The following is a 23,772-nucleotide window of genomic DNA, read 5'->3' on the forward strand; positions in this document are numbered from 1 at the left end:
CCCAAGCCCCCCGCGAAACCCGCCGCCTTCGTCAACCTGCGCGGCGAGGCGCTCGACCTGCGCACGCTGCGCCAGCTCGGCACGCCCAGCGCCCGCGGGCTGAAGGCTGCTGCCGAGGCCGAGGCCGACGCCGAGCAGGCGGCGCCGCCGTCCGAGGCCGACGTCGACACCGTGTTCGACGGCCTGTGCCTGGCCGGCTGCCCGCGCAGCAAGGCCTGGCTGCAGCAGTTCCTGCGGCTGCAGGAGCGCCACAGCTCGCAGGGCACGCCGTTCACGCTGTCCGAGGTCGACGCTGCGCTGCGCGTGTTGCGCCAGGCCGGCCGGGTGGTGGACGTCGACCACGCCGGCGCCGAGGTGCCCGCGCCGCTGCGCGCGCTGCACCTGCCGCGCGTGCTGCAGTCGTTCAATGCGGCGCAGGCCTGGAAGGCCTGGGCGCGCGCCTCGGTCACCTACGGCCAGCATTCGCCCGAGCCGCCGATGCCGGCCTTCCGCCACCACCGCGAGCTGGTGGCCTTCGCCCGGCTGGTGCTGGCCGCGGGCCTGAGCCTCGAGGTCTTCCGGCAGACCGCCCGGCGCGTGATGGGCGCGGCCGCCGCGCCCGAGGTGATCGCCGAGGCGCTGACCTCGCCCTTCGTGCCGGCGCTGTTCGATCAGATGGACGTCGACCTGCGCAACGACCTGCTGCACACCTTCATCGGCTCGTTCGACCTCGACCCGCCGCTGTGGCGGCCGCTGCTCGACTGGGTCGACCATCAGGTGTCGCAGCGGCCGCAGGGCATCTCGCCGCCGGTGCGCATGGCGCTGGCCGAACGCCGCCTGCACCGCGGCGACATCCCCGGCAGCCAGGCCGCCGTGGCCGGCCTGCACGGTGTCGGCCTGCCGCTGCTGCAGGGCGCGCAACTGGCCTGGGCGGGCCGCTGGGCCGAGGCCAGCGCCACCTTCACCGCCGCGCTGAAGGAGGCCGGCAAGGCCCTGCACATGAAGCGCGGCATCGCGCCGACCAGCCTGATGCAGTGGCACGTGCTGGCGCTGCTGGCGCAGACCGACCCGGCGGCCTGGACGCAGGCGCAGAAGTTCTGCATCGCCGAATCGGGCTCGCGCAAGCCGCCGCCCGGCGAGGGCTGGGGCCTGTGGGCCCATGCGGTGGCCGCGCGCCTGGGCGACGAGCCGGTGGAGCCGCTGGCCTTCGACCGCCAGCGCCTGTGGCGCCCGCGCGCCGAGACCGAGGACAACGCCAACCGGCTGATCCTGGCCGCCTGGCTGCGCCACGTGCCCGACGGCTGGACGGCCGAGGACCTGGCCGCCGTGGTGCGCGCGCAGGTCGAGGCCGGGCGGCCCTGGAAGGCCGACCTGGTGCGCCAGGCCTGCGACCGGCTGAGCCTGCCGGTGCCGCCGCGTGGCGACACCGAGGGCGCGCCCTGGCCGGTGGCCTTCTACGGCGTGCCGCAGGAGCCCTGGCGCGACGCGCTGGCGGCCATCGAGGCGCTGGGCCCCACCCGCAGCGCCGACGCGCTGGCCGCCGAGGCCGCCACGCTGCAGTGGCGCCTGACGGTGGACGCCGAAGGCCGCGTCGTCGCCGTCGAGCCCTTCGAGGTGACGCAGGGCGTGCGCGGGCCGGGCAAGCCCAAGGCGGTGACGCTGTCGCGCGTGAAGAAGAGCGCCCGGCTCGAGGCGCGCGACGCCGCGGTGGCGCGCTGCATCGACGCCTGCCGCTGGTCGCCGTCGCAGCTGGCCATCGACGTCACCGGCGCCGCGCTGGCGCTGGTCGGCCACCCGGCGGTGGTGCTGGCCGACGCCCCGGGCCAGCCGATCGAGCTGCGCGAGGCGCTGCCGGTGCTCGAAGTGCAGCGCCAGCGCCGGGACGACGGCGTCGAGCACTTCGTCTTCCACCTGGCCGACCCGCTGCTGGCGCGCAAGCCCGCCGAGCCCGGCGAGCGCTTCACCAGCACCGATGCCGGCACCGAATCCGAGCGCCGCAACAGCCTGCGACTGGTGCGCGACGGCGTCGACCGCGCGCGGCTCATCCGCATCAGCCCGGCGCAGCGCCGCGTGGCCGAACTGGTGGCCAAGCAATGGGCGGTGCCGGTGGACGCCAAGGCCGAGCTCGATGCCGCGCTGCGCGTGCTGGCCGGCCACTTCCAGCTGCACAGCGACGCCGATGCCGGCCAGGCCGTGCCCAGCCAGGCGCGGCTGCGGGCGCAGCTCAGTCCCAGCGGCGAGGGCCTGCAACTGCGCCTGCTGGTGCAGCCCTTCGGCAGCTTCGGCCCGGCGGTGGTGCCCGGCCGCGGCCGCGGCCGGCTGATGACGCTGCACGAGGGCCTGGGCCTGTCCACCGAGCGCGACCTGGTGGCCGAGCGCGGCCACCTCGATGCGGTGTTCGAGGCGCTGCCCTTCCTGGCCGGCAGCGACGACGGCGAACTCGGCTGGCGCCTGGACGACCCCGAGCAGGCGCTGGTGGCGGTGGAGCGCCTGCCGCAGCTCGAGGCGGTGGTGGGCATCGACTGGCCGCGCGGCAAGCCGGTGCGCGTGCTGTCGATGGCGCCGCAGGCGCTGCAGGTGTCGGTCAGCAGCGGCGCCGACTGGTTCGGCCTCGACGGCGAGCTGCGCATCGACGAGACCCGCGTGCTCGGCCTGCAGCGGCTGATGCAGCTGGCCCACGAGTCGCGCCGCGGCCGCTTCGTGGCGCTGGGCGACGGCGAGTACCTGGCGCTGACCGAGCAGTTGCGCCAGCAGCTGGCCGATCTGCAGGCCCTGGCCCAGGCCGACAAGAAAGGCATCAAGCTGCCCGCCGCCGCGGCCGCCTGGCTGGCCGAGACGATGGAGGGCAGCGGCCTGCACGGCGACAAGGCCTGGGCGCGGCGCCTGGCGCGGCTGGACGAGGCCGCGGCGCTGGAGCCCGTGCCGCCGGCGGCGCTGCAGGCACAACTGCGCGGCTACCAGGCCGAGGGCTTCGCGTGGATGGCGCGGCTGGCCCACGCCGGCCTGGGCGCCTGCCTGGCCGACGACATGGGCCTGGGCAAGACGGTGCAGACGCTGGCGCTGCTGCTGTCGCGCGCGGCCATCGGCCCGGCGCTGGTCATCGCGCCCACCTCGGTGTGCGGCAACTGGGTGGCCGAGGCCGAGCGTTTCGCCCCCGGTCTGCGCGTGCTGGCCTACGGCGAGGGCGACCGCGCGCAGATGCTCGAATCGGCCGGGCCGGACGACCTGGTCATCGCCTCCTACGCGCTGGCGCAGATCGACGTGGAGGCCTTCGCGAAGATCGAGTGGTCCACCCTGGTGCTCGACGAGGCCCAGGCGCTGAAGAACGCCGCCACCAAACGCGCCAAGTCGGTGGCCACGCTCAACGCCGGCTTCCGCCTGGCGCTCACCGGCACGCCGGTCGAGAACCGGCTGGGCGACCTGTGGTCGATCATGAACCTGCTCAACCCCGGGCTGCTGGGCAGCGCCACGCAGTTCGGCGAGCGCTTTGCCACCGCCATCGAGCGCGAGCGCGACGACGTGGCGCGCCAGCGGCTGCGCCGGCTGGTCTCGCCCTTCCTGCTGCGGCGGACCAAGGCGCAGGTGCTGCCCGACCTGCCGCCGCGCACCGAGATCATCCACCGCGTCGAGCCCGGCCCCGAGGAGCGCGCCTTCCTCGAAGCCATGCGCCGCAGCGCCATCGAGCGCGTGGCCAACCTGGGCAACGACGTGGGCGAGGGCCAGGCCTCGTTCCATGTGCTGGCCGAGCTGACGCGTCTGCGCCGCGCCGCCTGCGACCCGCGGCTGGTGTCGCCCGAGCTGGGCATCGTCGGCGCCAAGGTGCACGAGTTCGAGCAGCTCGCCACCGAGCTGGTGGCCGGCCGCCACAAGGCACTCGTGTTCAGCCAGTTCACTGATTTCCTCAAGCTGCTGGGCGAGCGCCTGCAGGGTGCCGGCATCGCCTACCAGTACCTCGATGGCGGCACGCCGTCGGCCGAACGCACCAAGCGCGTGGCCGCCTTCCAGCGCGGCGAGGGCGACCTGTTCCTGATCAGCCTGAAGGCCGGCGGCTTCGGCCTGAACCTCACCGCGGCCGACTACGTGCTGATCGTCGACCCCTGGTGGAACCCCGCCGCGGAGGACCAGGCGATGGGCCGCGCCCACCGCATCGGCCAGCTGCGCCCGGTCACCGTGTACCGGCTGGTCACCGCCGGCTCCATCGAGGAGCGCATCGTCGAACTGCACCGCGACAAACGCACGCTGGCCGACGGCATCCTCGACGGCCAGGACGGCTCGGCGCCGCTGCGCTCGGACGAGCTGCGCGAGCTGCTGCGGCCGGATTGAGCCACCCCGCCGCAGCGCGCCGCCACGCCCTACACTGCCGGCAAAGACTGCACCGCCCGGAGCCGCCCATGGCCTTGCCCGCCCACTGCAACAGCCTCGCCGACTTCCTGGCCTGGGACAACGACCAGCCCGGGCGGCATGAGTTTTACCGCGGTGAGGTGTTCGCCATGGGGGGCGCGCGGCGTGTGCACGGGCTGGTCGGGCCGAACATCGGTGCCGCGCTCCATGCCCACCTGAAGGGCAGTCCGTGTCGCGCATTCATCGGCGGCATGATGGTGCAGGTGGCCAACGACGCCGCCTTCTACCCCGACGTGTTCGTCACCTGCGACGCGGCCGACCTGAAGACCGACATGGTGTTCCGCCAGCCGCGGCTGGTGGTGGAGGTGCTGTCCGACAGCACGCAGGCCTATGACCGCGGCTTGAAGTTCGCGGCCTACCGGCAGATCGCCAGCCTGCAGGAGTACGTGCTGGTCGACCCCGACACGCGCCGCGTCGAGGTGTACCGCCGCAACGAACGCCTGCTGTTCGAGCTGCACGACCAGACCGGCGCCGACACGCTGCACCTGGCCAGCGTCGAGCTGCAGCTGCCGATGGCCGAGGTGTTCGACGGCGTCGAGCCCGCGGCCGACGTGGCGTCCGGCGGCTGATGCCGCCGCCCCGCCTGCTCTCCGGCACCCTCTTCGCGCTGGCCGCCGGCCTGATGTGGGGGCTGGTGTTCATCGGCCCGCTGCTGCTGCCCGGCTACCCGGCGGCGCTGCAGAGCTTCGGCCGCTATGTCGCCTTCGGGCTGATCGCGCTGCCGCTGGCCTGGGCCGACCGGCGGCTGCTGTCGCAGTTCACGCGCGCCGACTGGGTCGAGGCGGGCAAGCTCGGGCTGGTCGGCAACGTCGTCTACTACCTGTTCCTGGCCAGCGCCATCCAGCGCGCCGGCGGGCCGTTGCCGACGATGATCATCGGCACCCTGCCGGTGGTCATCGCGGTGGCGTCGAACCTGCGCGACCATGCGCGCGACGGCCGCCTGCCCTGGCTGCGCATGGGGCCGTCGCTGGCGCTCATCGCCGCCGGCATCGGCTGCGTCAACCAGGTCGAGCTGCAGCACCTGCGCGCCGATCCGAACGCCGATTTCGTGCGTTATGCCATCGGCGCCCTGCTGGCCGTCGGCGCCGTCGCCTGCTGGACCTGGTACCCGATGCGCAACGCCGACTGGCTGCGCGCCCACCCCGACCGCAGCCCGCGCGCCTGGGCCACCGCCCAGGGCGTGGCCACGCTGCCGCTGGCGCTGGTGGGCTACGCGGCCTTCTGGGCCTGGAACACGGCCAGCGGCCAGGCCTTCGAGATGCCCTTCGGCCCGCAGCCGGAACGCTTCCTGGCGCTGATGTTCGCCATCGGCCTGCTGGCCTCGTGGCTGGGCACGCTGTGCTGGAACGAGGCCAGCCAGCGCCTGCCGACCACGCTGGTGGGGCAGCTGATCGTCTTCGAGACCTTGTCGGCCCTGGCCTACGCCTACCTGCTGCGCCAGCAATGGCCCGAGGCCGCCACCCTGGCCGGCATCGTGCTGCTGGTGGCCGGCGTGGCCTGGGCCCTGCGCGTGCGGCCCGAGCCGCCGGCGGCCGCGGCGGCGCACCACGCCTGAGCCACCCGCCGCGCGGGGCGGCCATCCCGTCCGGAGGGGACGAGCGCGTGCGCTGAAACGGCGCGGCGATGCAAAATCCGCGGCAGCCGCGAATCCGCCCATGCCCCCGTCGATCACCGAACTGCTCTCCCGCTCGCAAGACGGCCAGTCCGAGGCCCTGCAGCAGCTCTACGCCCGGCTTTACCCCGAGATCAAGCGCGTGGCCCGCTCGCGCCTGGCGCATTCGGGCGGCGTGGCCGGGCTCAACACCACGGCGCTGGTGCACGAGGGCTTCCTGCGCATGGCCGAGCAGGAAGGCCTGCAGGGCAGCTCGCGCGGCCAGTTCTTCGCCTACGTCGGCCAGGTGCTGCGCTCGGTGGTGATCGACCACCTGCGCGCCCAGGGCCGCGACAAGCGCGGTGGAGACCAGCTGATGGTCACCATGTCCGCGGCCGAGGACGTGGCGGCGGTGCAGTCGTCGGCCACCGACCTGATCGCCATCGACCGCGCGCTCACCCGCATGCGCGAGCTCGACCCGGCGCTGTACGAACTGGTCGAGATGATCAGCTTCACCGGCCTGACCATCGCCGAGGTGGCCGACCTGCGCGGCGTCTCCAGCCGCACCGTCAACCGCGACCTGATCAAGGCCCGCGCGCTGCTGCAGGCGCTGCTGGGCGAGCCCGGCTGAGCCTGGGCCTGTCGCACGGGCGCGGTCGAAAGCGTCTGAGCATGATGACCCCGTCACGCCCGCCCGAGTCGGCGGCCCCGCGCGGGGCCGCGCCGTGGCGCCGCGCGCAAGGGCTGCGCCGGAGATGATCGACCGCGACCGTTGGCAACAGCTGTCGGCCTTGCTCGACGAGGCCCTGGCCCTGTCGGCCGGGGCGCGCGCGGCGTGGCTGACCGCATTGCGCGAGCGTGATCCGTCGCTGGCCGACGACCTGACGCCGATGCTGGCTCAGGCCGCCGACGACGACACGGTGGCCGCCGCCGTGCAACCCGCACCGCAGGTGCCGGCCTTCGACCAGTGGCTGGGCCGCGCGCTGACTGGGCCCGGCAGCGGCCCGGGTGGCGGCCCCGGCGCCGCCCGCGACGGGGCCGCCGCGCCGCTGCCCGGCCAGCGCATGGGCCCCTGGCAGTTGATCGAGAAGATCGGCGAGGGCGGCATGGGCCAGGTCTGGCTGGCGCGCCGCGCCGACGGCCTGTACGAGGCGCAGGCGGCGATCAAGCTGCTGCGCAGCGACCTAGATTCGTCGGGCCTGCAGGCACGCTTCGCGCGCGAACGCGCGGTGCTGGCCCGGCTCAACCACCCGGCGGTGGGCCGGCTGCTCGACGCCGGCTTCGCCGACGGCCAGGCCTACCTGGTGCTGGAATACGTGGACGGCCGCTCGCTCGCCGACCATGTGCGCGAGGCCTGCCCCACGGTGGCGCAGCGGGTGCGGCTGCTGATGCGCATCGCCGAGGCGGTAGACCATGCGCACGCCCAGCTCATCGTCCACCGCGACCTGAAGCCGTCCAACGTGCTCGTCACGCGCGACGGCGAGCCCAAGCTGCTGGATTTCGGCATCGCCGGCCTGCTGGACGACGGTGGCCCGGTGGACACCGACCTCACGCGCCAGACCGGTCGCGGCCTGACGCTGGGCTATGCCGCGCCCGAGCAGATCCTCGGGGCGCCCATCGGCACCGGCGCCGACGTGTTCTCGCTGGGCGTGATGCTGTTCGAATTGCTCACCGGCGACCTGCCCTTTGCACCGCGCGACAGCAGCCGGCTGGCCATCGAGCGCGCGGTGCTGCACGACGAGCCGCGGCGCGTGTCGCTGGTGCTGGCCGAGCCGCCCGGCCCGATGGACGCGGCGGACGCCGCCATCGGCCCCGGCCGGCCCAGCGACCCGGCGCGCGTGCGCGGCGACCTCGAGGCCATCGTCGCCAAGGCCCTGCGCAAGGACCCGCGCGATCGCTACGGCAGCGTGCGCCTGCTGATGGACGACCTGGGCCACTGGTTGGCGCATCGCCCGATCAGCGCGCGCCGCGACGACTGGCGCCACCGCAGCCGGCTGTGGCTGCGCCGCCATGCGCTGCTGGCCGCGTCGGTCACCGTGGTGGTGGCCTCGCTCAGCGCCGGCCTGGCCGCGGCCACCTGGCAGTGGCGCCGGGCCGAGGCGGCGGCCCGGCAGTCCGACCAGGTCACCACCTACCTCACCGACCTGCTGGCCTCGGCCAGCCCGGACCAGCACGGCGGCCAGTGGCCCACGGTGCTGCAGTTGCTGGAGCGCAGCCGCCAGGACCTGCCCGAGAAGTTCCGCGACGACGCCGACACCCGCCTGCGGCTGCTGCAGGTGCTGGCCGACACCTACCACCTGCTCAACCGCTTCGACATCTCGATGCCGCTGTTCGATGAGCTGGTGGCGCTGTCCACGCAGCGCTATGGTGCCGACGACCCGCGCACCGTGCGGGCCCGGCTGCACCAGGGGCGCACCTTCCAGATCCAGGGGCTGTTCGACAAGGCCATCGCCACGCTCGAGCCGCTGCTGCCGCTGGTGCCGCAGCAGTACGGCGCAGGCTCCACCGAGCATCGCGCACTGCTCTACACGCTGAGCACCAGCCTGGGCCGCGTCGGTCGGCTCGACGAGGCCGATCGCATGCTCACCGAGGTCGGGCGCTACACCGAGGCGCAGTTCCCCCCCGGGCACACGACGCGCCTGGAGCACCTCAACCACGTGCAGGTGCTGCGCAACGGCCAGGGCCGGGTGCGCGACGCGCTGGCCGCCTTGCGGGCCACCGAGCCCTACTGGGGCGACACCGATCCCAAGAACTCGCGCCAGCAACTCGTCCTGCGGCGCAACACCATCGCCATCCAGATCCGCCTGGGCGAGTACGACCGCATCGAGGAGCGCACCCTCGCGCTGCTGGCCGACATGGAGCGCCTGCTGGGCGCCGGCAACGACATGGCCAGCGGGCTGCGCCATGAGCTGGCGCGCTACTTCACCGAGGTCGGCCAGACGCGCCGCGCCTTGCAGCAGCGTGAGGAGAACCTGGCCCGGGCGCAGGCCGCCGGCGTGAAGCACCCGGCCACGCTGGTGCCGCTGCGCGTGGCGGTGTTGCTGGCCCGCGCCCAGGCGCACGCGGCCGACGCCGGCGTGCTGCTGCGCGAGGCCCGCACGCTGCTGGCCGAGATGGACGCCCGCCGCGGGCAGCTGGGCTATTCGCGGGCCGATGCCTGGATCAACCTGGCCCGCGTCGGCCTGCTGCTCGACCACGAAGGCCTGGCCGCCGAGGCGATGGCCGCCCTGCATGCCGACACCGGGCTGCGCCTCGACCGCGATGTGCCGCTGGCCAGCCGCGTGGCGCAGATCGACGGCGAACTGGCCCGCCTGCGCGGCGACCTGCCCGCCAGCCTGATGCTGATGAAGCAGCGCATGAAGACCTTCGAGACCCTGCAGGAGCCGCGCGTGCTGCCGGCCTGGGTGGCCGCGCTGGACCTGGCCTACACCCAGGTGCTGATGGCCGACCCGCAGGCCGCCGAGACCCTGGCCCTGGCCGCGTCGCGCCGCCCGCCGGCCGCCCCGGCAGGACATCCGCTGGATGCCGTGGCCACCTATCTGCAGGCGCGGCTGGCGCATGGCGACGACAGCGCCCCGCCGGTGCGCGAGGCGATCGACGCGCTGGTGCGCGCGCAAGGCCGCATCGCCGGGCAACCGCCCGGGGCCGGGCGCGGGTCGCTGGGTGGCGCGTTCATCTGAGGCCGGCCCGAACCCTTCGGGGATCGGGCCGGCCCCCCAATGACCTCATGCCGTTTCGAGCTGCCGGGCCGGCAGGTGGGGCCTGGGCGACGGCCAATGGGCCCCCAGGTGCGCGGCAGCACTGGCGTTGCCGGCCTGCAGGCGGTCGTAGGCGCCGCGCACCACGGCGTAGCACTCGCAGCTGCGCGCCTCCAGGCCGCTGCGGTCGAGGATGCAGATGCGCCCGCGCCCGTATTCGATCAAGCCGGCGCGCTGCAGCTCGAGCGCGCCGGCCGTGACGCTTTCGCGCCGCACGCCCAGCATGTGGCCGATGCGCTCCTGCGTCACCAGCAGTTCGTTGCCGCTGAGCCGGTCCAGGTGCAGCAGCAGCCAGCGGCACAGCTGCTGGTCCAGCGCATGGTGCCGGCTGCACGCCGACGTCTGCGCCATGTGGGTGAACAGCACCTGCGTGTAGCGCAGCAGCTCCTGCATCAACGGGGCCGATTCGCGCGAGGCGTCGCGGATCGACGCGGCCGTCATGCGCAGCGCCTGGCCGGCGGTCTGCACCACGGCGCTGCTGAGCGAGCGCCCGCCGCCCATGTAGGCGCAGACGCCGACGATGCCTTCCTGGCCGACCACGGCCACCTCCACCGAGGCGCCGTCCTGCAGCGTGGTGGTCAGCGAGACGATCGCGGTTTCCGGAAAGTGCACGTGGCCGATGGTGGCACCGGCCTCGTACAGCATGGCACCGCGCGCCAGCTCGACCCGTTCCAGCCTGGGCGCCAGCCGCTGCAACTCTGCGGCAGGCAGTGCGCGAAGCAGGAGGTTCTGCACAGTGGTGAGTGTCATGGGCGTCTCGTGTGGGGCCGGTGGTACCGGTCGGGGGAAGGGGCTCGGGTGACCGAGCACGAAGGGCCGGCCGGCGTTGCAGGACACCGGGCGCCAGGGCAGCCGAGCGTGTGGATCGGCGGCCGCTGCGTCGCCAATGTAGGTCGCGGCCCTCGGCGCGCCTGTGTCCTATGACGTAGCAAAAACAAGGGCTCGCGAAGCCCCTGTTCAGCCTTCGGACCAGCGGGCGCTTCGGCGGCCGGCCGTCGCGGCAGCGCGATTCGTTCCGCTCATCGCCGCAGCCCGCCGCGACGCGGGTCAGCGGCAGCTTCGACGGTGGTCGACCGGCCGGTCGCCGCGTTCAGGGCTTCCTGCCGCCCAACACCACCAGCCCCAGGCCCAGTGCGATCGCGCCGGCACCCATCCATGCGGGCACGTTGATGGTTTCCTTCTCCTTCACCGACAGCTCGATCGGCCCCAGCTTGGCCTGGTGGGTCTGCGTGGTGACGCTGAAGCTGCCATAGGCCAGGGCCAGGGCTCCGATGATGATCAATGCGATGCCGGCGAGTCTGGCGCTGTTCATGACGAGGGTTCCAATGTCGAGGCGGGGTGGTGCGACGCCGGCTGGTCAGACACGCCGGCCGCTGATCACGCGGATCAGGATGACAACGATCGCGATGACGAGCAGCACGTGGATCAGCCCGCCCATGGTGGTCGATGTGACGAGGCCCAGGAGCCACAGCACGACGAGGATGATGGCAAGGGTTTCCAGCATGGTGAGGATCCTTTCGGTAGGTTGGCAGGCCATCCGCCTGCCTGGGTGTTGTATCGGTGCCCTGCGGGGAGGTCGGTGCGGCATCGCACGCAGGCGGGTGCGTCAGCGGTCCGATCCCGTGGTGAACGGCGGCGGCGGCGCGGGCGTGTCCAGCGAGTCCATCCGCTCGTATTCGGCGATCACCTGCGCGCCCAGCAACAGCAGCGTGGCGGCGATCTCCAGGCTCAGCAGCACCGCGATGGCGGTGGTCAGCGAGCCATAGACGGTGCCGATCTGCGACAGCGTCGAGAAGTACCACACCAGGCCATGGCGCGAGATCTCCCACAGCAGCGTCGCCGCCACCGCACCGAGCAGGGCATGCGTCAGCGAGGGCCGGCCCACGGGCATCACCAGGTAGACCGACGTGAGCACGAAGACCTCGCCCAACAGCCCCAGCAGGTACAGCAGCAGGCCAGACACGCCGCCGAGCGACCAGCTGCGCCACAGGAACTCCACGCGCTGCTCGCCCATGGCCTGCAGGCTGCCCGCCACCAGCGTGACCAGCAGCAGGCCCAAGCCCAGGCTGAGGATGTAGGCGTAGGGGATCAGGGCCGACACCAGGTAGCGCCGCCGCCGGACCGCGACCCGGTGGTGGAAGATCACCGACATCGCGCTTTCCAGCACGGTGAACGCCAGCGAACTGAAGAACAGCATGCTCACCAGCAGCACCCAGCCCAGCACGTCGCGGTGGGCCAGGAAACTGGCCAGCTCGGCCACGATGGCCCTCGACTGCCCCGGCACCAGCCACTCGAGGTAGCGGCTCACGGTCTGCAGCAGCTCGGCCTGGTCGACCACGTGCGACAGCGCGATCACGGTGAGGATCAGCAGCGGCACGATCGACAGCAGCGCGTAGTAGGCCACCGCGCCGGCCAGCAGCAGCCCCTGGTTGGCGCGGAACCCGGCGATCACCTGCGCGGCGAAGGCCCAGGGATGGGCGATCAGCCGCGCCAGGTGGCGGCCGGGCGCCAGGCCGCGGCGCAGAGGCGGTTCGGCTGGCGTTCGACATGCGGCGGGTGGGGTGATGGCCGACCTCGGCTGTGGCCCACCATCGTCGGCAACGGCGCGCCCGGTGTCGTTCGGACAAGGCGCCGTCCGGCTGTCGGCCGATCCCTACACACCGCCCCGAGGCCGGCGCCGCCGGGGCCCACCCCCCTGAATGAGGGGGGTAGGGTTCGGCGGATGACACTTTGTCGGCCCGGATCTCGTCTGTGTGCAGGAGGGCCCATCTCCCATCACCCTCGCCCAGGAGGCCGACCATGCCCGCACTGCCTGCCACCGACCCTGCCACGTCGCCCGCCGCGTCGGGCCTGCCCGCGATCAGCGACGACCAGGCCGCCGCGCTCGAACGCCTGGCCCGGGCCGCGCAGGCCCAGGGTGACCTGGTCTCGGCGCGGGCCAGCTACGAGTGGCTGGTGGCCCACTGCAGCGGTGAGCCACGCCACTGGCGTGGCCTGGCGTCCTGCGCGTCGTCGCAGGGGGAGCATGCGCTGGCGTTGCGCTGCTGGAGCATCGTGCGCGAACTGCAGCCCAAGGCGCTGGACGCGCTGTTCCACCAGGGCTGCTGCCACGCCCTCATCGACGAGCCGGCCCGTGCCTGCCTGGTGTTCGAGGCGGTGGCTGCCGCGCCCACCGCGCCGCCGGCCCTGCGCCTGCGCGCCGAGCGGCTGGCCGCACTGGTCGATCCGATCGGGTTCTGAGCGCCTTCCGAGGCCGGGCGGCGCGCGCTGATCAGGAGAAGTGCAGGCCGTCCACGCGCAGCCAGGGCAGCAGCCAGTCGCCGGTGTCGATGCGCTCGGTGCTGACGGCCTGCACGTCGCGCAGCATCTGCGCCACGTTGCCGGAGATCATGGTCTCGGACAGGGCCGTGCCCACGCGCCCGCCGTCGATCACGGCGCTGTTCTTGATGACGCCGGAGAAGTCGCCGTTGGCGGCCGGGCGGCCCATCGACAGCCGGTCGACCAGCGCCCCGCGGGGCACGCCGGCGATCAGGGCGTCGAGGGCGGTGGCGCCGGCCGCCACTTCCCAGCCGTCGGCGGCCAGCGACACGTGCGGCAGCCCGGTCTTGCGGCTGCCGTACAGGCTGGGCGTGAGTCGGTCGAGCCGCCCGTCGGTGAGCAGCGTCACCGGCGGCGTGGCGAAGGCATCGGCCGACTGTGGCCGCACGCCGGGCGCGTCGAAGCGGCTGCGCAGCGTGAGCAGCGGCGAGGCCACCACCTGCCCGACGCGCTGGCGGTAGACCGAGCTGCCGTCGATCAGCGCCTGGTCGGCCAGTTGCCCCAGCAGCCAGCCCAGCAGGCTGGCCGTGGCACGCGGCGTGAGCACCACGCTGCCGACGAAGCGCCCGCCGATGGGCTGTGCGTGCACCTGCCGCGTCAGCGTCTGCATCATCTCGCCGATGCCGAAGCGCTGCACCACCGGACGGTCGGCGAGGCAGTCGCAACGGCCGCCGGCGAAGTTGAACGAACTGCTGCGGCCCCCGTCGCGCGCGAGGCCGAAGACCTCGGCATCGAACCAGCGCAGGTCGCAGGCCAGCTCGGTGCCGCCGCTGGTGAGCGTGCACGACTGCAGGCGGCTCAGGCCGGCCAGCGCCTCCTCGATCATCATCGTGGGCGTCTCGCGGGCGCGCCAGGCCAGCAGGCCGCCCATCGCATCGGCCAGTGCGGCCAGGTCGGCGGGGCCGTCCGGCACCGGGCCGCGCACGGTGCGGGCGCGCTGGCCGGACGAGACCGCGTTGGCCTCGTCCTGCGGCGCCGAGGCTACGCCGTCCCACAGGCCGCGCACGCTGGCGGCCAGGGCCTCGTCGCCGATGTCGCTGCCCTCGGTGGTGGCGCGGCGGCCGTCCAGCAGGCCCACCAGCTGCAGCGTGAAGGATTCGTTGCCGCGCAGCAGGCTCGGCTCGTTGTGTGCCACGCACACCTCGTGCCGGTGCCGGTGGCTCACGCTCACCTGGGCCGCGTCGAAGCCCTGGCGGCGCATCAGCCCGAGCACGCGCTCGGCGATCGCCGGCAGCCGGGGGTCGGGCGCGTCGGTGGCGGGCGCGTCGGTGGCGGGCGCCTCGGGGGTGTGCAGGTCGTTCGCCATGGCCGTCACTCCCCGCCCAGGTGGGCCCGCGCGCGCAGCGCCGGGCCACCCATCGACACCACCATCGGCTGCTTCTTGCCGCAGTAGCCGGAGCAGTCCCAGTGCATCTCGTCGCCGACCGCGTCCACGCTCTTCAGCACCTGGATCGCCGAGCCGGACAGCGTGGTGCCGCGCACCGCGCGCCCGACCTTGCCGCCGCGGATCTCGTAGGCCAGCGTGATGCCGAACATGAACTCGGTGGTGGCATCGGCCTGGCCGTTGCCGGTGCGCAGCAGCAGGTAGCCGTCGTCGACGCCCTCGATCATCTGCGGCAGCGTCGCGCTGCCGGGCAGGATCACCGTGTTGCGCATGCGCACCAGCGGTTCGTCGTCGGGGTTGTAGGCGCGGGCGTTGCCGGTGGGCGCCTGGCCCAGGCGCGCGGCGGTCTCGCGGCTGTGCATGAAGCCGGTGAGGCGGCCGCGGTCGATCATCACCACGTCGCGGCCGGCGCTGCCCTCGTCGTCGACGTACACCGGGATCATGGCCTCCTGGCCGTCGAAGGTGTGGGCGATGTCCACCATCGTGATCAGCTCGCTGGCCACCGGCTGGCCGAGCAGGCCGGCGGTGACGGCGCCGCCCAGCACCGCGTCGGCCTCGCAGGGGTGGCCCATGGCCTCGTGCGCCAGCATGCCGGCCAGGCGTGGCGCCATCACCACCGTGTGCTGCCCGCCGCGCGCGGCCACCGCATGGCGCTTGGCCTGCAGGTGCTCGTGCACCTGGTCGAGCAGCGGCGCCACGGTGTCGAGCGACCAGTCGAGGTCGGCCAGGCTGCCCTTGCACGACAGCAGCTCGTCCACCTCGATCGGTGCGCCGCCGGCGTCCTCGCCCACCAGCACCATCGAGCAGAACGCGCGCTGGATGCTGGCCAGCGTGTCGGCGCCGGCGGCCGTCTCGAGCTGCTTGGCGTGGTGCTCGTCGCCGATGACGAAGCGCGCCGAGCGCAGGCCCGGGTAGCGCTGGCGGACATGCGCATGCAGCTGGGCCAGGCGCTCCAGGCACTCGGTGGCCGACAGCGCCGGCCGGCCGGCGAACACATGCTGACCGCGGTGCGGCGCCTCGGGCAGCACCAGGGCCTGCCGCGGGCCGAAGCGGGCCATGGCGCGGGCATTGGCCATGGCCTGCCGCTGCACCTGCTCGCGCCCGGCGGCGGCCTCGGCCGCGGCGGCCGCCAGCGGCGCCGAGGCGAAGCCCCAGTAGCCGTCGACATAGGCTCGCGCGCTCAGGCCGCGCTGCGTGGTGCGCAGGTTGGTGACCAGGTTGCCGTCGACCATCGCCAGGCGGGTCTTGTGCAACTCGTGGTGGCGCGTCTCGAGCGCGCGGCAATCCAGGGGAGCGGTCATGGCGGGTGCCTCCTGCAGGGGTGGCGGTGGGCCGGATCATAGGGTCGCGGCGGCCGTCCTGTCGCCCTCGGGCCGGTGCCGTTCAGGCTGCGTTCGAGGGGGGCTAGCCTGGCTGGCGGGTGACGCGCCCGAATGGCCCGGGCAGCGGCCGGGCCATGATCGGCCGGTTGACGCGATCGGTCGGGACAAGCGAGCATCGGGGCACGGCAGCCCGGCGCCGTGCCCGCACCATTCCCGGTCGGACGCCCACTTCGGAGGTCATGCCATGCGATCGCTTCGACTCTGGCTCTGTGTGCTGGCCGCGGTGCTGCTGTCGGGCCTTGCGCTCGCAGGCGCCATGACCCGCGCCCAGGCGTTGGCCGCGCTGGACAAGACCGACGCGGCGGCACGGCTGGCCGCCATCGAACGACTGGCCGAGGTGGGCATGGCCGCCGACGCCCCGCGCGTGATCGAGCGCCTGGGCGACATCGACCCCGGGGTGCGCCAGGCGGCGGCGTCGGCCGTGTGGCAGCTGTGGGGCCGCTCGGGCGACGCCGCGGTCGACAAGCTGTATGCGCGCGGACTGGGCCAGATGCAGGCCTCGGCGCTCGACGAGGCGCTGGCCACCTTCAGCGAGGTGGTGCGCCGCAAGCCTGATTTCGCCGAAGGCTGGAACAAGCGCGCCACCATCTGGTTCCTGCTCGGCGAGAACGAGAAGTCGCTGCTCGACTGCGAGAAGGTGCTCGAGCGCAACCCGCAGCACTTCGGTGCGCTGTCGGGCGCCGGGCAGATCCACCTGCAATTGGGCAACTCGCGCCGCGCGCTCGAGATGTTCCGCCGCGCCGTCGAGGTGAACCCGACGCTGGAGGGCCCGGCGCACCTGATCCCGATGATCGAGCAGCACCTCAGCGAGGACGACAAGGACCGCACCTGAGGCGGCCCCAGCCCGGGCCCGAGGCCCCAAAGACGAGGCGTTCGTCGCGGCAGTGACGGCCGACGCGAGCGTCTTGCCCATCACGGCAACGGCTCGGCTCGGCTCGGCTCGGCTCGTTGCGCTGGGCTCCGCCGGCCACTGGGCCTGCAGCGGTGCGTCCCATGCCCGGTGGCTGCAATGGCATGCCTTGGCACTGCGCTGCGCCGGCACGCCGCTGCCGCAGGCCTGCGTGGCTGACCTGCGCGCTGCGTCGGACAGCCACTATGTGTGGGGTTGGCAGTCCCAGGCCACGCCACGGCGCGTGCTGTTGACCCATACTGGCCACGTGCCCGGGTTCATGGCCGAGGTGCTGAGAAGGAAATCCATTGCCCTCTGATGCCCCGGCCACCAGGCCACCCGACGATCGGTCGCGACGTCCCACCCGTGCGAGGCATGGCCGCGGCCTTTGGGTGTGGCTTGCGGCGCTGACCTTGATGGGGTCCTGTGCATCGCCCCCCGATACCGGGCCCGCCGTGACGGAACCCACCGGCCTGCTGCAGCAGTTGGTGCAGCGGCATCGCGTCTGCGGCGCGGCGGTGGCCGTCATCCGGCAGCGGCAGCTGCACTCGATCGAGACGGCTTCGGGCTGCGAACCGGCGCTTGCCGTGCAGCCCGACCGGGCCTTCCAGGCCGCGTCGCTGAGCAAGCCGGTCTTTGCCTATGCCGTGCTGAAGCTGGTGGCGCAAGGCCAGCTGGCGCTCGACGCGCCGGTGCTCCAGTACCTGCCGCACGGCTATCGGCATGCGTTCGATCCCCTGAAGCCCGGTGTCGAGTCGACGACGGACGAGGTCACCGACCCGCGGCTGCGCGCGGTCACCGTCCGCATGCTGCTGCAACACACCGCGGGGCTGCCCAACTGGGCTTCGGGGCCGCTGTGTTTCGAAGGCATGCCCGGCGACCGCTGGGCCTATTCCGGCGAAGGCTACGTGCTGCTGCAGCGGGCGGTCGAAGCTGTGACGGGTCGGGCGCTTGACGAGGTGATGCACGAACAGGTGTTTGCGCCGCTGCACATGGCGAACAGCAGCTACCGATGGACACCCCAGGTGGCCGAGCGCCTGCTGCCGGGCACCAAGGCCAATGGTGCGATGCGGGTGACGGTGGCCTTGCTGCAGCCGGTGTCGGCCTTCACGCTTTACACCACGGCACCGGACTACGGTCGCTTTCTCGCGGCGTTGCTGCGCGACCAGGCCCTGCTGGCGCAGATCTCGGGCTCGACGGTCGAGGCCGACGGCCGTCTGAACCTCCGCTGGGGACTGGGGTGGGGCATCGAGCCATCGGGCGACGACGTCCATCTCTGGCAGTGGGGCAACAACCCGGGCTATCGCGCGTTCGCCATCGCGTCCGTCCGGTCGGGGGACGGCCTGGTCATGCTCACCAACAGCGACGGCGGCTTGAAGCTGGCCGAACCCCTCGTGCGGGCCGTCTTGCCGGGGGAGCACCGGGTGTTTCGATCGCCCTTGCTGGCGGGCGGCGTCCTGGACGCACTGTGCGAGCTTGCCGGCCTGTGCCTTTGATCCCGGCGCTGCGTGGTGGTGGGAAGCGGTGATGGCCGCGGTGGTGACTGCGGTGGTGACTGCGGTGGTGGCCGCCCGGGACGCTTTTCCGCCCACCCTTGCGACATTCCAAAAGACAGGTGCCGGCGGCGCGCCGCCGGCCCATCATGCCGCCGTCGACAACACAGGGGGCACCATGGCGATACCGACCTCGGAACTGAAGAAGTGGGGGCTGGTCTGGTGGCAGACCAACTTCACGCACGCGGTGCCGTCCAAGGGCGGCGCGGTGGGCGTGATGTTCGTCTGGTGCACCAACCCGCTGTACCAGGGCGTGGACATCGACGACCCTCGCACCGCCGATTTCGTCATCAAGCCGTCCGCCGGCTCGGCCGCGCCCACCCTGCTGGCCGAGGACCTGATGAAGCGCACCATCGGTGCGACCAGCGTCAACACCCTGCCCATCGCCAGCACCGATTCGCGCTTCAACGCCATCCTGATGGGCCTGTCGCGCTTCAAGGACCGGGTGGACCAGTCGGTGAACTCGCCGCGCACGCCGCAGGTCACGCAGGCCATGCGCGACCTGAAGGACCGCTGGGCCAAGGTGTGGCCGCACTACCGGCAGGGCCGTGCCCTGATGGTGCAGGAACTGGCCGTGGGCATGAACGAGTTTGCCGACGTCTACCGCGACTACAGCCACATGGGCCTGGAGCGGGCGCTGTTCAACGACCAGTTGATGCGCAACATCGGCAAGCTGTTCGCCGTCGACGCGGTGCTGGGCAACGGTGACCGGCTGTGCCAGGTGAACACCGGCAACATCCTGTTCCACGAAACCACCAAGCAGATCTTCTCGGTGGACAGCCAGGCCATCATGACCAGCTACCAGCATGCGCTGATCCAGGGCGAGCGCAATGCGAAGTCGTGGGTCGAGCAGATCCTGCTGACCAACCAGGGCGCCTCGGCCGTGCCCGAGCGCGACGGCGTGGTGGCCCCGCCCAGCTTCTCGATGAACGACCTGTACGACCTCGACCGCTGGTGGAACACCTGGTTCCGCGGCCACATCGAGAACACCCTGCACTACGACAACCAGAAGAAGCCGCGCGACACGCTGTGGCAGCACGCCTTCCGCAACTTCAGCATGGGCGTGAACGAGGGCCTGATGGCGGTGGACCGGCAGCTCTCGGGCCTGAACTGGCTGAGCGTGAAGAGCCTGTTCAAGAGCCACGAGAAGCGCTACGGCGCCAGCCCCAACCTGGACTGGACCAATTTCAAGATCCGCCGCATGGTGGTGCGCATGGTGCTGGCCGAGCGCAACAAGCCCGGCACGCCGCAGGAAAAGCAGCAGCGTGCGATGGACCGCGTGGTGGCCTACGCGGAGCGCAAGATCGCCACGCAGCACGTGTAGGCCGCGGGCGTGCGGGCCAGGCGGCCCGCCGCGGGCTCAGTCGGTGAGCGCCTCGTCGACCAGTTCGATCCAATGCGCCACGCGGGTGGCGGTGCCGCTCTGCAGGTGCTGGATGCAGCCGATGTTGGCCGACACGATGGCCTCGGGCTGCAGCGCGGCCAGGTGGCCGAGCTTCCTGTCGCGCAACTGGTGCGACAGCTCGGGCTGCAGCACCGAGTAGGTGCCGGCCGAGCCGCAGCACAGGTGGCTTTCCTGGCCCGCCAGCGACACCTCGAAGCCCAGCTCGCGCAGCCCCGCCTCGACGCCGCCGCGCAGTTGCTGGCCGTGCTGCAGCGTGCAGGGCGGGTGGAAGGCCAGGTGCTGCGGCGGGCGCTGGCGCAGGCGCTTCTTCAGCAGCGGCACCAGCGTGGGCAGCAGCTCGGACACGTCCTTCGTCATCTCGCTGATGCGGCGGGCGCGGTCGGCATAGTCGGGGTCGTGGGCCAGGTGGTGGCTGTACTCCTTGACGGTGACGCCGCAGCCCGAGGCGTTCATCACGATGGCCTCCACCTTGCCGGCCGAAACCATCGGCCACCAGGCGTCGACGTTGCGGCGCATGTCGGCCAGGCCGCCGTCGTGGTCATTCAGGTGCGTGCGCAGCGCACCGCAGCAGCCGGCGTTGTCGGCCACCACGGTCTGGATGCCGGCGGCGTCCAGCACGCGGGCGGTGGCCGAGTTGATGTTGGGCAGCATGCTCGGTTGCACGCAGCCCATCAGCATCAGCACCTTGCGCGCATGCTCGCGCTTCGGCCACTTCGCGGCGCGCGGGTGCGTCGGGCCGGGCACCTTGTCCTTCAGCGCCGCGGGCAGCAGCCCGCGCACCAGCTTGCCCATGGCCATCGCCGGCTTCATCATCGGCGAGGTCAGGCCTTCCTTCAGCATCCAGCGAACGGCCTTCTCAGCGGCCGGGCGCTCCACCTGCTGCTCCACCAGCTTGCGGCCGATGTCGATCAGGTGGCCGTACTGCACGCCGGACGGGCAGGTGGATTCGCAGTTGCGGCAGGTGAGGCAGCGGTCCAGGTGCAGCTGCGTGGCGCGGGTGGGCACGGCGCCTTCGAGCACCTGCTTCATCAGGTAGATGCGGCCGCGCGGGCCGTCGAGCTCGTCGCCCAGCAGCTGGTAGGTGGGGCAGGTGGCGGTGCAGAAGCCACAGTGCACGCACTTGCGCAGGATGGCTTCGGCGGCCTCGCCGTCGGGCGTGCCTTTGTACTGGGGGGCGAGTTGGGTCTGCATGGGGGGGTCAGTTGTTTCGGAGGATCCGCAGCGCGGCCAGCGCCAGCGGCATCAGCAGCGAGGCCAGGATGACCTGCAGGCCGAGCGCCAGCCCGGCGTAGGCGCCGGCGTCGGGGTGGACTTGCATGGCGCGCGCCGCGCCGATGCCGTGCGAGGCGGTGCCCAGCGCGAAGCCGCGCACCTCGGGTGCGGGGATGCGCAGGCCGTCGAACAGGTACTTGCCGCTGAGCGCGCCCACCAGGCCGGTGAGCACGGCGAACACCGCCGCCAGCGCGGGGATGCCGCCCAACTGCTCGGCGATGCCCATGGCCACCGGCGCGGTGACCGATTTGGGCGCCAGCGAGCGCAGCACCTCGTCGGGCAGCCCCAGCGCCCAGCCGAAGGCCACCGCGCTGCCCGCCGCGGCCAGCCCGCCGGTCAGGCCCGCCACCAGCAGCGCCGCCCCTTGTCGGCGCAACTGCTCGCGCCGCTGCCACATCGGCCAGGCCAGCGCCACCACGGCCGGGCCGAGCAGGAAGTGGATGAACTGCGCCCCTGAGAAGTAGGTGGGGTAGGGCGTACCGCTGAGCGTGAGCAGCACGGCCAGCGCGAGCACCGTCCACAGCACCGGGTTGGCCCAGGGCGGCTGGCCCAGCCGGACGCTGGCCGCGTGCATGGCCAGGTAGGCCACCAGCGTGGCGGTCAGCCCGAACAGCGGCGTGGCCGAGAGGTAGACCCAGAGTTCGACGAAGTCGCGCATGGTCTCGCGCCCTCAGGTCGCCGGCCGGCGCATCGCGCGCAGCACCAGCGCGGTGACGGCCAGGCCGATCCAGGTGGACAGCACCAGCGCGGCCAGCATGCGCAGCCCGTACTGCGACAGCAGCGCCAGGTGCGTCATCACGCCCACGCCCACCGGCACGAACAGCAGCGACAGGTGCGCCAGCAGCGCATCCGACGCCGCCCCCACCGCCGTGCGCACCGGCGGCCACGACAGCAGGGCCAGCAGCAACAGCAGGCCCAGCACCGGCCCGGGCAGCGGCAGGTGGCCCAGCCGCGCCAGCACCTCGCCCGCCGATTGGCACAGCAGCAGCCAGGTGAAGCCTTGAAGGACCGTCATGACAGTTGGTACTCCAGCACCCAATAGTGGTGGAAGTCGATCCACTGCGGGTCGCGCGCCCGCGGTCCCAGCGCGGCGATGGCTTGCTCGGGCGTGGGGAAGTTCTTCAGCACCTCGTGCGTGCTGCCGTCGTCGAGCGTGCGCATCTGGTAGGTGTTGCCCTGCGCGTCGGCATGGGTGATGGGCGTGCTGCTGGTCTGCACGAAGCTGTTGTCCAGCATCACCACTCGGGCGCCGGGCTCCAGCCGGGCGTGCAGCGTGCCCAGCCATGCCGACAGGCGCTGCAGCGGCACGTGGCTCCACCAGCAGCCGGCGAAGGCGGCGTCGAAGGTCTCGTCGCCGAGCTCGGCCAGCGTGTAGGCGTCCGCCGGGCGGAACTCCACCACGCCCGCGGGCAGCGGCTTGGTGCGGGCCACGGCCATGGTCTCGGGGTTCAGGTCGGTGGCCAGCCAGCGGCGGGCCTGGCGCGCGCCGTGCGGTGTCCACCAGCCGGTGCCGCAGGCGACCTCGAGCACGCGGCGGCCGGCCAGGCGCGGGCCCAGCCAGGCCTCCATCGCGCGCAGATCGGTCTGGCGCTCGGGCTTGTGATACACGCGCTCGTAGTAGGACGCGCGCTTCACGTAGTAGGAGGCCATGGCGTCCTCGACCGCCGCCGTGCCGCCGATGCCGGAGGGGTCGATCACCGGCAGCGGCGCGGCGGCCAGCGGGGAGGCGCCCATCACAGCCCGGCGTACAGCCGGCCGGGATTGAACACGTGGTCGGGATCGAAGGCGGTCTTCATCTCGCGGTGGATGCGCGCCAGCGGCGCCGACAGCGGCGTGAAGACGCCGGCCGCCTTGTCGCCGCGGAACACGCTGGCATGGCCGCCGAGCCGCATGGTCACCTCGCGCAGGGTGGCCGCGGGCGCGGTGGTGACCACCCAGCGCTGGGCGCCGCCCCATTCCACCAGGTGCTCGCCGCTCAGCTGCATCGGTGGGGCCACCTGCGGCAACGACAGGCGCCACAGCGTGGCCCCGGCCGCCACGGCGCGGTCGGCGCTGGCGAAGAACTCGTCGGTGTGGTCGCGCAGGCCGGCCCAGAAGCCGGCGGCCAGCGCGGGCTCGATGACCTCGCCGCCCAGCTTGGCCGTGGCCGATTCCACCGCCGCGGCGGCGCCGGACAGGCGCACCACCAGCATGCCGTTCCACCAGGCGGTGGCGTGGATCGGCAGTGGTTGACCGCCCCACTGGTTGAGCTGGCGCAGCGCGGCGGCCTCGTCGGTTTCGAAGCGCAGCGTGGTGGTGGCCGGGGCCACCGGCAGCACCTTCAGCGAGACTTCCAGGATCACGCCGAGCGTGCCCATCGACCCCGCCAGCACCCGCGACACGTCGTAGCCGGCCACGTTCTTCATCACCTGGCCACCGAAGCTCAGCACCTCGGCGCGGCCGTTCAGCAGTGTGGCGCCGAGCACGTAGTCGCGCACGCCGCCCACCGCCGCGCGCGACGGCCCGGCCAGGCCGGCGGCGACCATGCCGCCCACCGTGCCACCGGCCGTGAAGCGCGGTGGCTCGAAGGCCAGGCACTGGCCCTTCTCGGCCAGCGTGGCCTCCAGCTCGGCCAGCGGCGTGCCGGCGCGCACGGTGACCACCAGCTCGGTCGGCTCGTAGCTGGAGATGCCGCGCAGTTCGCGTGTCGACAGCGGCTCGCCCTGGGGCGCCTCGCCGTAGAAGTCCTTGGTGCCGCCGCCCTGGATGCGCAGCGTGCCCTGGGCGGCGCGCGCCGTCTGCACCTGGTCGACCAGGCGGGCCAGGGCGGGATCAGCGGACGCGGTGTTCATCGAAGTCTC

The 23,772-nt window shown here is 72.8% G+C and carries 21 protein-coding genes; 10 read left to right on the top strand and 11 right to left on the bottom strand.

Annotation, left to right across the window (positions count from 1 at the left end):
- From EOINJALH_RS05870 to EOINJALH_RS05890, 5 genes are all read left to right on the top strand, one after another.
- Window positions 1–4,302 (top strand): DEAD/DEAH box helicase (locus tag EOINJALH_RS05870; protein WP_088279388.1); only part of this gene is annotated, 4,302 nt, incomplete at its 5' end.
- A gap of 68 nt (window positions 4,303–4,370) precedes the next feature.
- Window positions 4,371–4,949, top strand: coding sequence for a Uma2 family endonuclease (locus EOINJALH_RS05875; RefSeq protein ID WP_088279389.1), 579 nt, complete (start codon window positions 4,371–4,373; stop codon window positions 4,947–4,949).
- 14 nt (window positions 4,950–4,963) lie between these two features.
- A complete protein-coding gene (locus EOINJALH_RS05880) occupies window positions 4,964–5,935 on the top strand; it encodes a DMT family transporter (RefSeq protein ID WP_088279416.1) in 972 nt (323 codons plus the stop codon).
- Window positions 5,936–6,035: 100 nt separating this feature from the next.
- Window positions 6,036–6,602 carry an ECF-type sigma factor gene (locus EOINJALH_RS05885; protein WP_088279390.1) on the top strand — a complete coding sequence of 189 codons (567 nt, stop codon included), beginning with the start codon at window positions 6,036–6,038 and terminating at the stop codon, window positions 6,600–6,602.
- A 124-nt stretch (window positions 6,603–6,726) separates the two neighbouring features.
- Window positions 6,727–9,651 carry a serine/threonine-protein kinase gene (locus EOINJALH_RS05890; protein WP_088279391.1) on the top strand — a complete coding sequence of 975 codons (2,925 nt, stop codon included), beginning with the start codon at window positions 6,727–6,729 and terminating at the stop codon, window positions 9,649–9,651.
- Window positions 9,652–9,696: 45 nt separating this feature from the next.
- Here the strand turns inward: EOINJALH_RS05890 and EOINJALH_RS05895 are convergent, their stop codons facing one another.
- From EOINJALH_RS05895 to EOINJALH_RS05910, 4 genes are all read right to left on the bottom strand, one after another.
- Window positions 9,697–10,479 (bottom strand): Crp/Fnr family transcriptional regulator, encoded by a 783-nt coding sequence (locus EOINJALH_RS05895; RefSeq protein WP_199873172.1) that lies wholly within the window; start codon window positions 10,477–10,479, stop codon window positions 9,697–9,699.
- Between the two features lie 340 nt (window positions 10,480–10,819).
- Window positions 10,820–11,041 carry a hypothetical protein gene (locus tag EOINJALH_RS05900; RefSeq protein WP_088279392.1) on the bottom strand — a complete coding sequence of 74 codons (222 nt, stop codon included), beginning with the start codon at window positions 11,039–11,041 and terminating at the stop codon, window positions 10,820–10,822.
- Between the two features lie 45 nt (window positions 11,042–11,086).
- Window positions 11,087–11,233, bottom strand: coding sequence for a lmo0937 family membrane protein (locus EOINJALH_RS05905; RefSeq protein ID WP_144289883.1), 147 nt, complete (start codon window positions 11,231–11,233; stop codon window positions 11,087–11,089).
- 102 nt (window positions 11,234–11,335) lie between these two features.
- Window positions 11,336–12,241, bottom strand: a complete 906-nt coding sequence (locus tag EOINJALH_RS05910) for a YihY/virulence factor BrkB family protein (RefSeq protein WP_088279394.1) — start codon at window positions 12,239–12,241, stop codon at window positions 11,336–11,338.
- Window positions 12,242–12,528: 287 nt separating this feature from the next.
- Between EOINJALH_RS05910 and EOINJALH_RS05915 the strand changes: the two genes are divergently transcribed.
- Window positions 12,529–12,969: a tetratricopeptide repeat protein gene (locus tag EOINJALH_RS05915; RefSeq protein ID WP_088279395.1), complete on the top strand. Its 441-nt coding sequence runs from the start codon at window positions 12,529–12,531 to the stop codon at window positions 12,967–12,969.
- A 31-nt stretch (window positions 12,970–13,000) separates the two neighbouring features.
- Here the strand turns inward: EOINJALH_RS05915 and EOINJALH_RS05920 are convergent, their stop codons facing one another.
- On the bottom strand, window positions 13,001–14,353 hold the full coding sequence (locus tag EOINJALH_RS05920) for a metallopeptidase TldD-related protein (protein ID WP_088279396.1): 1,353 nt from the start codon (window positions 14,351–14,353) through the stop codon (window positions 13,001–13,003).
- 5 nt (window positions 14,354–14,358) lie between these two features.
- Window positions 14,359–15,732 carry a TldD/PmbA family protein gene (locus tag EOINJALH_RS05925; RefSeq protein ID WP_088279397.1) on the bottom strand — a complete coding sequence of 458 codons (1,374 nt, stop codon included), beginning with the start codon at window positions 15,730–15,732 and terminating at the stop codon, window positions 14,359–14,361.
- A gap of 265 nt (window positions 15,733–15,997) precedes the next feature.
- Between EOINJALH_RS05925 and EOINJALH_RS05930 the strand changes: the two genes are divergently transcribed.
- The 4 genes from EOINJALH_RS05930 (at window position 15,998) to EOINJALH_RS05945 (ending at window position 19,579) form a co-directional block, all read left to right on the top strand.
- Entirely contained in the window at window positions 15,998–16,645 is a 648-nt protein-coding gene (locus EOINJALH_RS05930; RefSeq protein WP_158219667.1) for a tetratricopeptide repeat protein, read from the top strand.
- Window positions 16,646–16,718: 73 nt separating this feature from the next.
- Window positions 16,719–17,021 carry a hypothetical protein gene (locus tag EOINJALH_RS31605; protein ID WP_158219668.1) on the top strand — a complete coding sequence of 101 codons (303 nt, stop codon included), beginning with the start codon at window positions 16,719–16,721 and terminating at the stop codon, window positions 17,019–17,021.
- A gap of 136 nt (window positions 17,022–17,157) precedes the next feature.
- Complete coding sequence (locus EOINJALH_RS05940; RefSeq protein WP_158219669.1) at window positions 17,158–18,198, top strand: serine hydrolase; 1,041 nt, start codon at window positions 17,158–17,160, stop codon at window positions 18,196–18,198.
- Window positions 18,199–18,373: 175 nt separating this feature from the next.
- Window positions 18,374–19,579, top strand: coding sequence for a hypothetical protein (locus EOINJALH_RS05945; protein WP_144289886.1), 1,206 nt, complete (start codon window positions 18,374–18,376; stop codon window positions 19,577–19,579).
- A gap of 36 nt (window positions 19,580–19,615) precedes the next feature.
- Here EOINJALH_RS05945 and glcF read toward each other — a convergent pair whose 3' ends face one another.
- The 5 genes from glcF to glcE are packed head-to-tail and all read right to left on the bottom strand — an operon-like array spanning window position 19,616 to window position 23,763.
- The gene (glcF, locus tag EOINJALH_RS05950) at window positions 19,616–20,851 is read right to left on the bottom strand and encodes a glycolate oxidase subunit GlcF (protein ID WP_088279402.1); all 1,236 of its coding nucleotides are present in this window, start codon (window positions 20,849–20,851) and stop codon (window positions 19,616–19,618) included.
- Between the two features lie 7 nt (window positions 20,852–20,858).
- Window positions 20,859–21,590, bottom strand: a complete 732-nt coding sequence (locus EOINJALH_RS05955) for an LrgB family protein (RefSeq protein ID WP_088279403.1) — start codon at window positions 21,588–21,590, stop codon at window positions 20,859–20,861.
- Between the two features lie 12 nt (window positions 21,591–21,602).
- Complete coding sequence (locus EOINJALH_RS05960; RefSeq protein ID WP_088279404.1) at window positions 21,603–21,947, bottom strand: CidA/LrgA family protein; 345 nt, start codon at window positions 21,945–21,947, stop codon at window positions 21,603–21,605.
- The gene (locus tag EOINJALH_RS05965) at window positions 21,944–22,666 is read right to left on the bottom strand and encodes a class I SAM-dependent methyltransferase (protein ID WP_234413682.1); all 723 of its coding nucleotides are present in this window, start codon (window positions 22,664–22,666) and stop codon (window positions 21,944–21,946) included. Before EOINJALH_RS05965 ends, EOINJALH_RS05960 begins: the two co-directional genes overlap by 4 nt.
- Complete coding sequence (gene glcE / locus EOINJALH_RS05970) at window positions 22,666–23,763, bottom strand: glycolate oxidase subunit GlcE (RefSeq protein ID WP_088279405.1); 1,098 nt, start codon at window positions 23,761–23,763, stop codon at window positions 22,666–22,668. Before glcE ends, EOINJALH_RS05965 begins: the two co-directional genes overlap by 1 nt.
- Window positions 23,764–23,772 lie beyond the last annotated feature (9 nt).

Source organism: Ideonella sp. A 288, assembly GCF_002198735.1.
Taxonomy (GTDB): domain Bacteria; phylum Pseudomonadota; class Gammaproteobacteria; order Burkholderiales; family Burkholderiaceae_C; genus Pseudaquabacterium.

Coding starts and splice junctions, on each gene's coding strand:
- EOINJALH_RS05960 (WP_088279404.1), bottom strand. CDS start 21,947: ATGACGGTCCTTCAAGGCTTCACCTGGCTGCTGCTGTGCCAATCGGCG.
- EOINJALH_RS05890 (WP_088279391.1), top strand. CDS start 6,727: ATGATCGACCGCGACCGTTGGCAACAGCTGTCGGCCTTGCTCGACGAG.
- EOINJALH_RS05885 (WP_088279390.1), top strand. CDS start 6,036: ATGCCCCCGTCGATCACCGAACTGCTCTCCCGCTCGCAAGACGGCCAG.
- glcE (WP_088279405.1), bottom strand. CDS start 23,763: ATGAACACCGCGTCCGCTGATCCCGCCCTGGCCCGCCTGGTCGACCAG.
- EOINJALH_RS05895 (WP_199873172.1), bottom strand. CDS start 10,479: ATGACACTCACCACTGTGCAGAACCTCCTGCTTCGCGCACTGCCTGCC.
- EOINJALH_RS05925 (WP_088279397.1), bottom strand. CDS start 15,732: ATGACCGCTCCCCTGGATTGCCGCGCGCTCGAGACGCGCCACCACGAG.
- EOINJALH_RS05955 (WP_088279403.1), bottom strand. CDS start 21,590: ATGCGCGACTTCGTCGAACTCTGGGTCTACCTCTCGGCCACGCCGCTG.
- EOINJALH_RS05945 (WP_144289886.1), top strand. CDS start 18,374: ATGGCGATACCGACCTCGGAACTGAAGAAGTGGGGGCTGGTCTGGTGG.
- EOINJALH_RS05915 (WP_088279395.1), top strand. CDS start 12,529: ATGCCCGCACTGCCTGCCACCGACCCTGCCACGTCGCCCGCCGCGTCG.
- EOINJALH_RS05930 (WP_158219667.1), top strand. CDS start 15,998: ATGCGATCGCTTCGACTCTGGCTCTGTGTGCTGGCCGCGGTGCTGCTG.
- EOINJALH_RS05965 (WP_234413682.1), bottom strand. CDS start 22,666: ATGGGCGCCTCCCCGCTGGCCGCCGCGCCGCTGCCGGTGATCGACCCC.
- EOINJALH_RS05900 (WP_088279392.1), bottom strand. CDS start 11,041: ATGAACAGCGCCAGACTCGCCGGCATCGCATTGATCATCATCGGAGCC.
- EOINJALH_RS05875 (WP_088279389.1), top strand. CDS start 4,371: ATGGCCTTGCCCGCCCACTGCAACAGCCTCGCCGACTTCCTGGCCTGG.
- EOINJALH_RS05920 (WP_088279396.1), bottom strand. CDS start 14,353: ATGGCGAACGACCTGCACACCCCCGAGGCGCCCGCCACCGACGCGCCC.
- glcF (WP_088279402.1), bottom strand. CDS start 20,851: ATGCAGACCCAACTCGCCCCCCAGTACAAAGGCACGCCCGACGGCGAG.
- EOINJALH_RS05905 (WP_144289883.1), bottom strand. CDS start 11,233: ATGCTGGAAACCCTTGCCATCATCCTCGTCGTGCTGTGGCTCCTGGGC.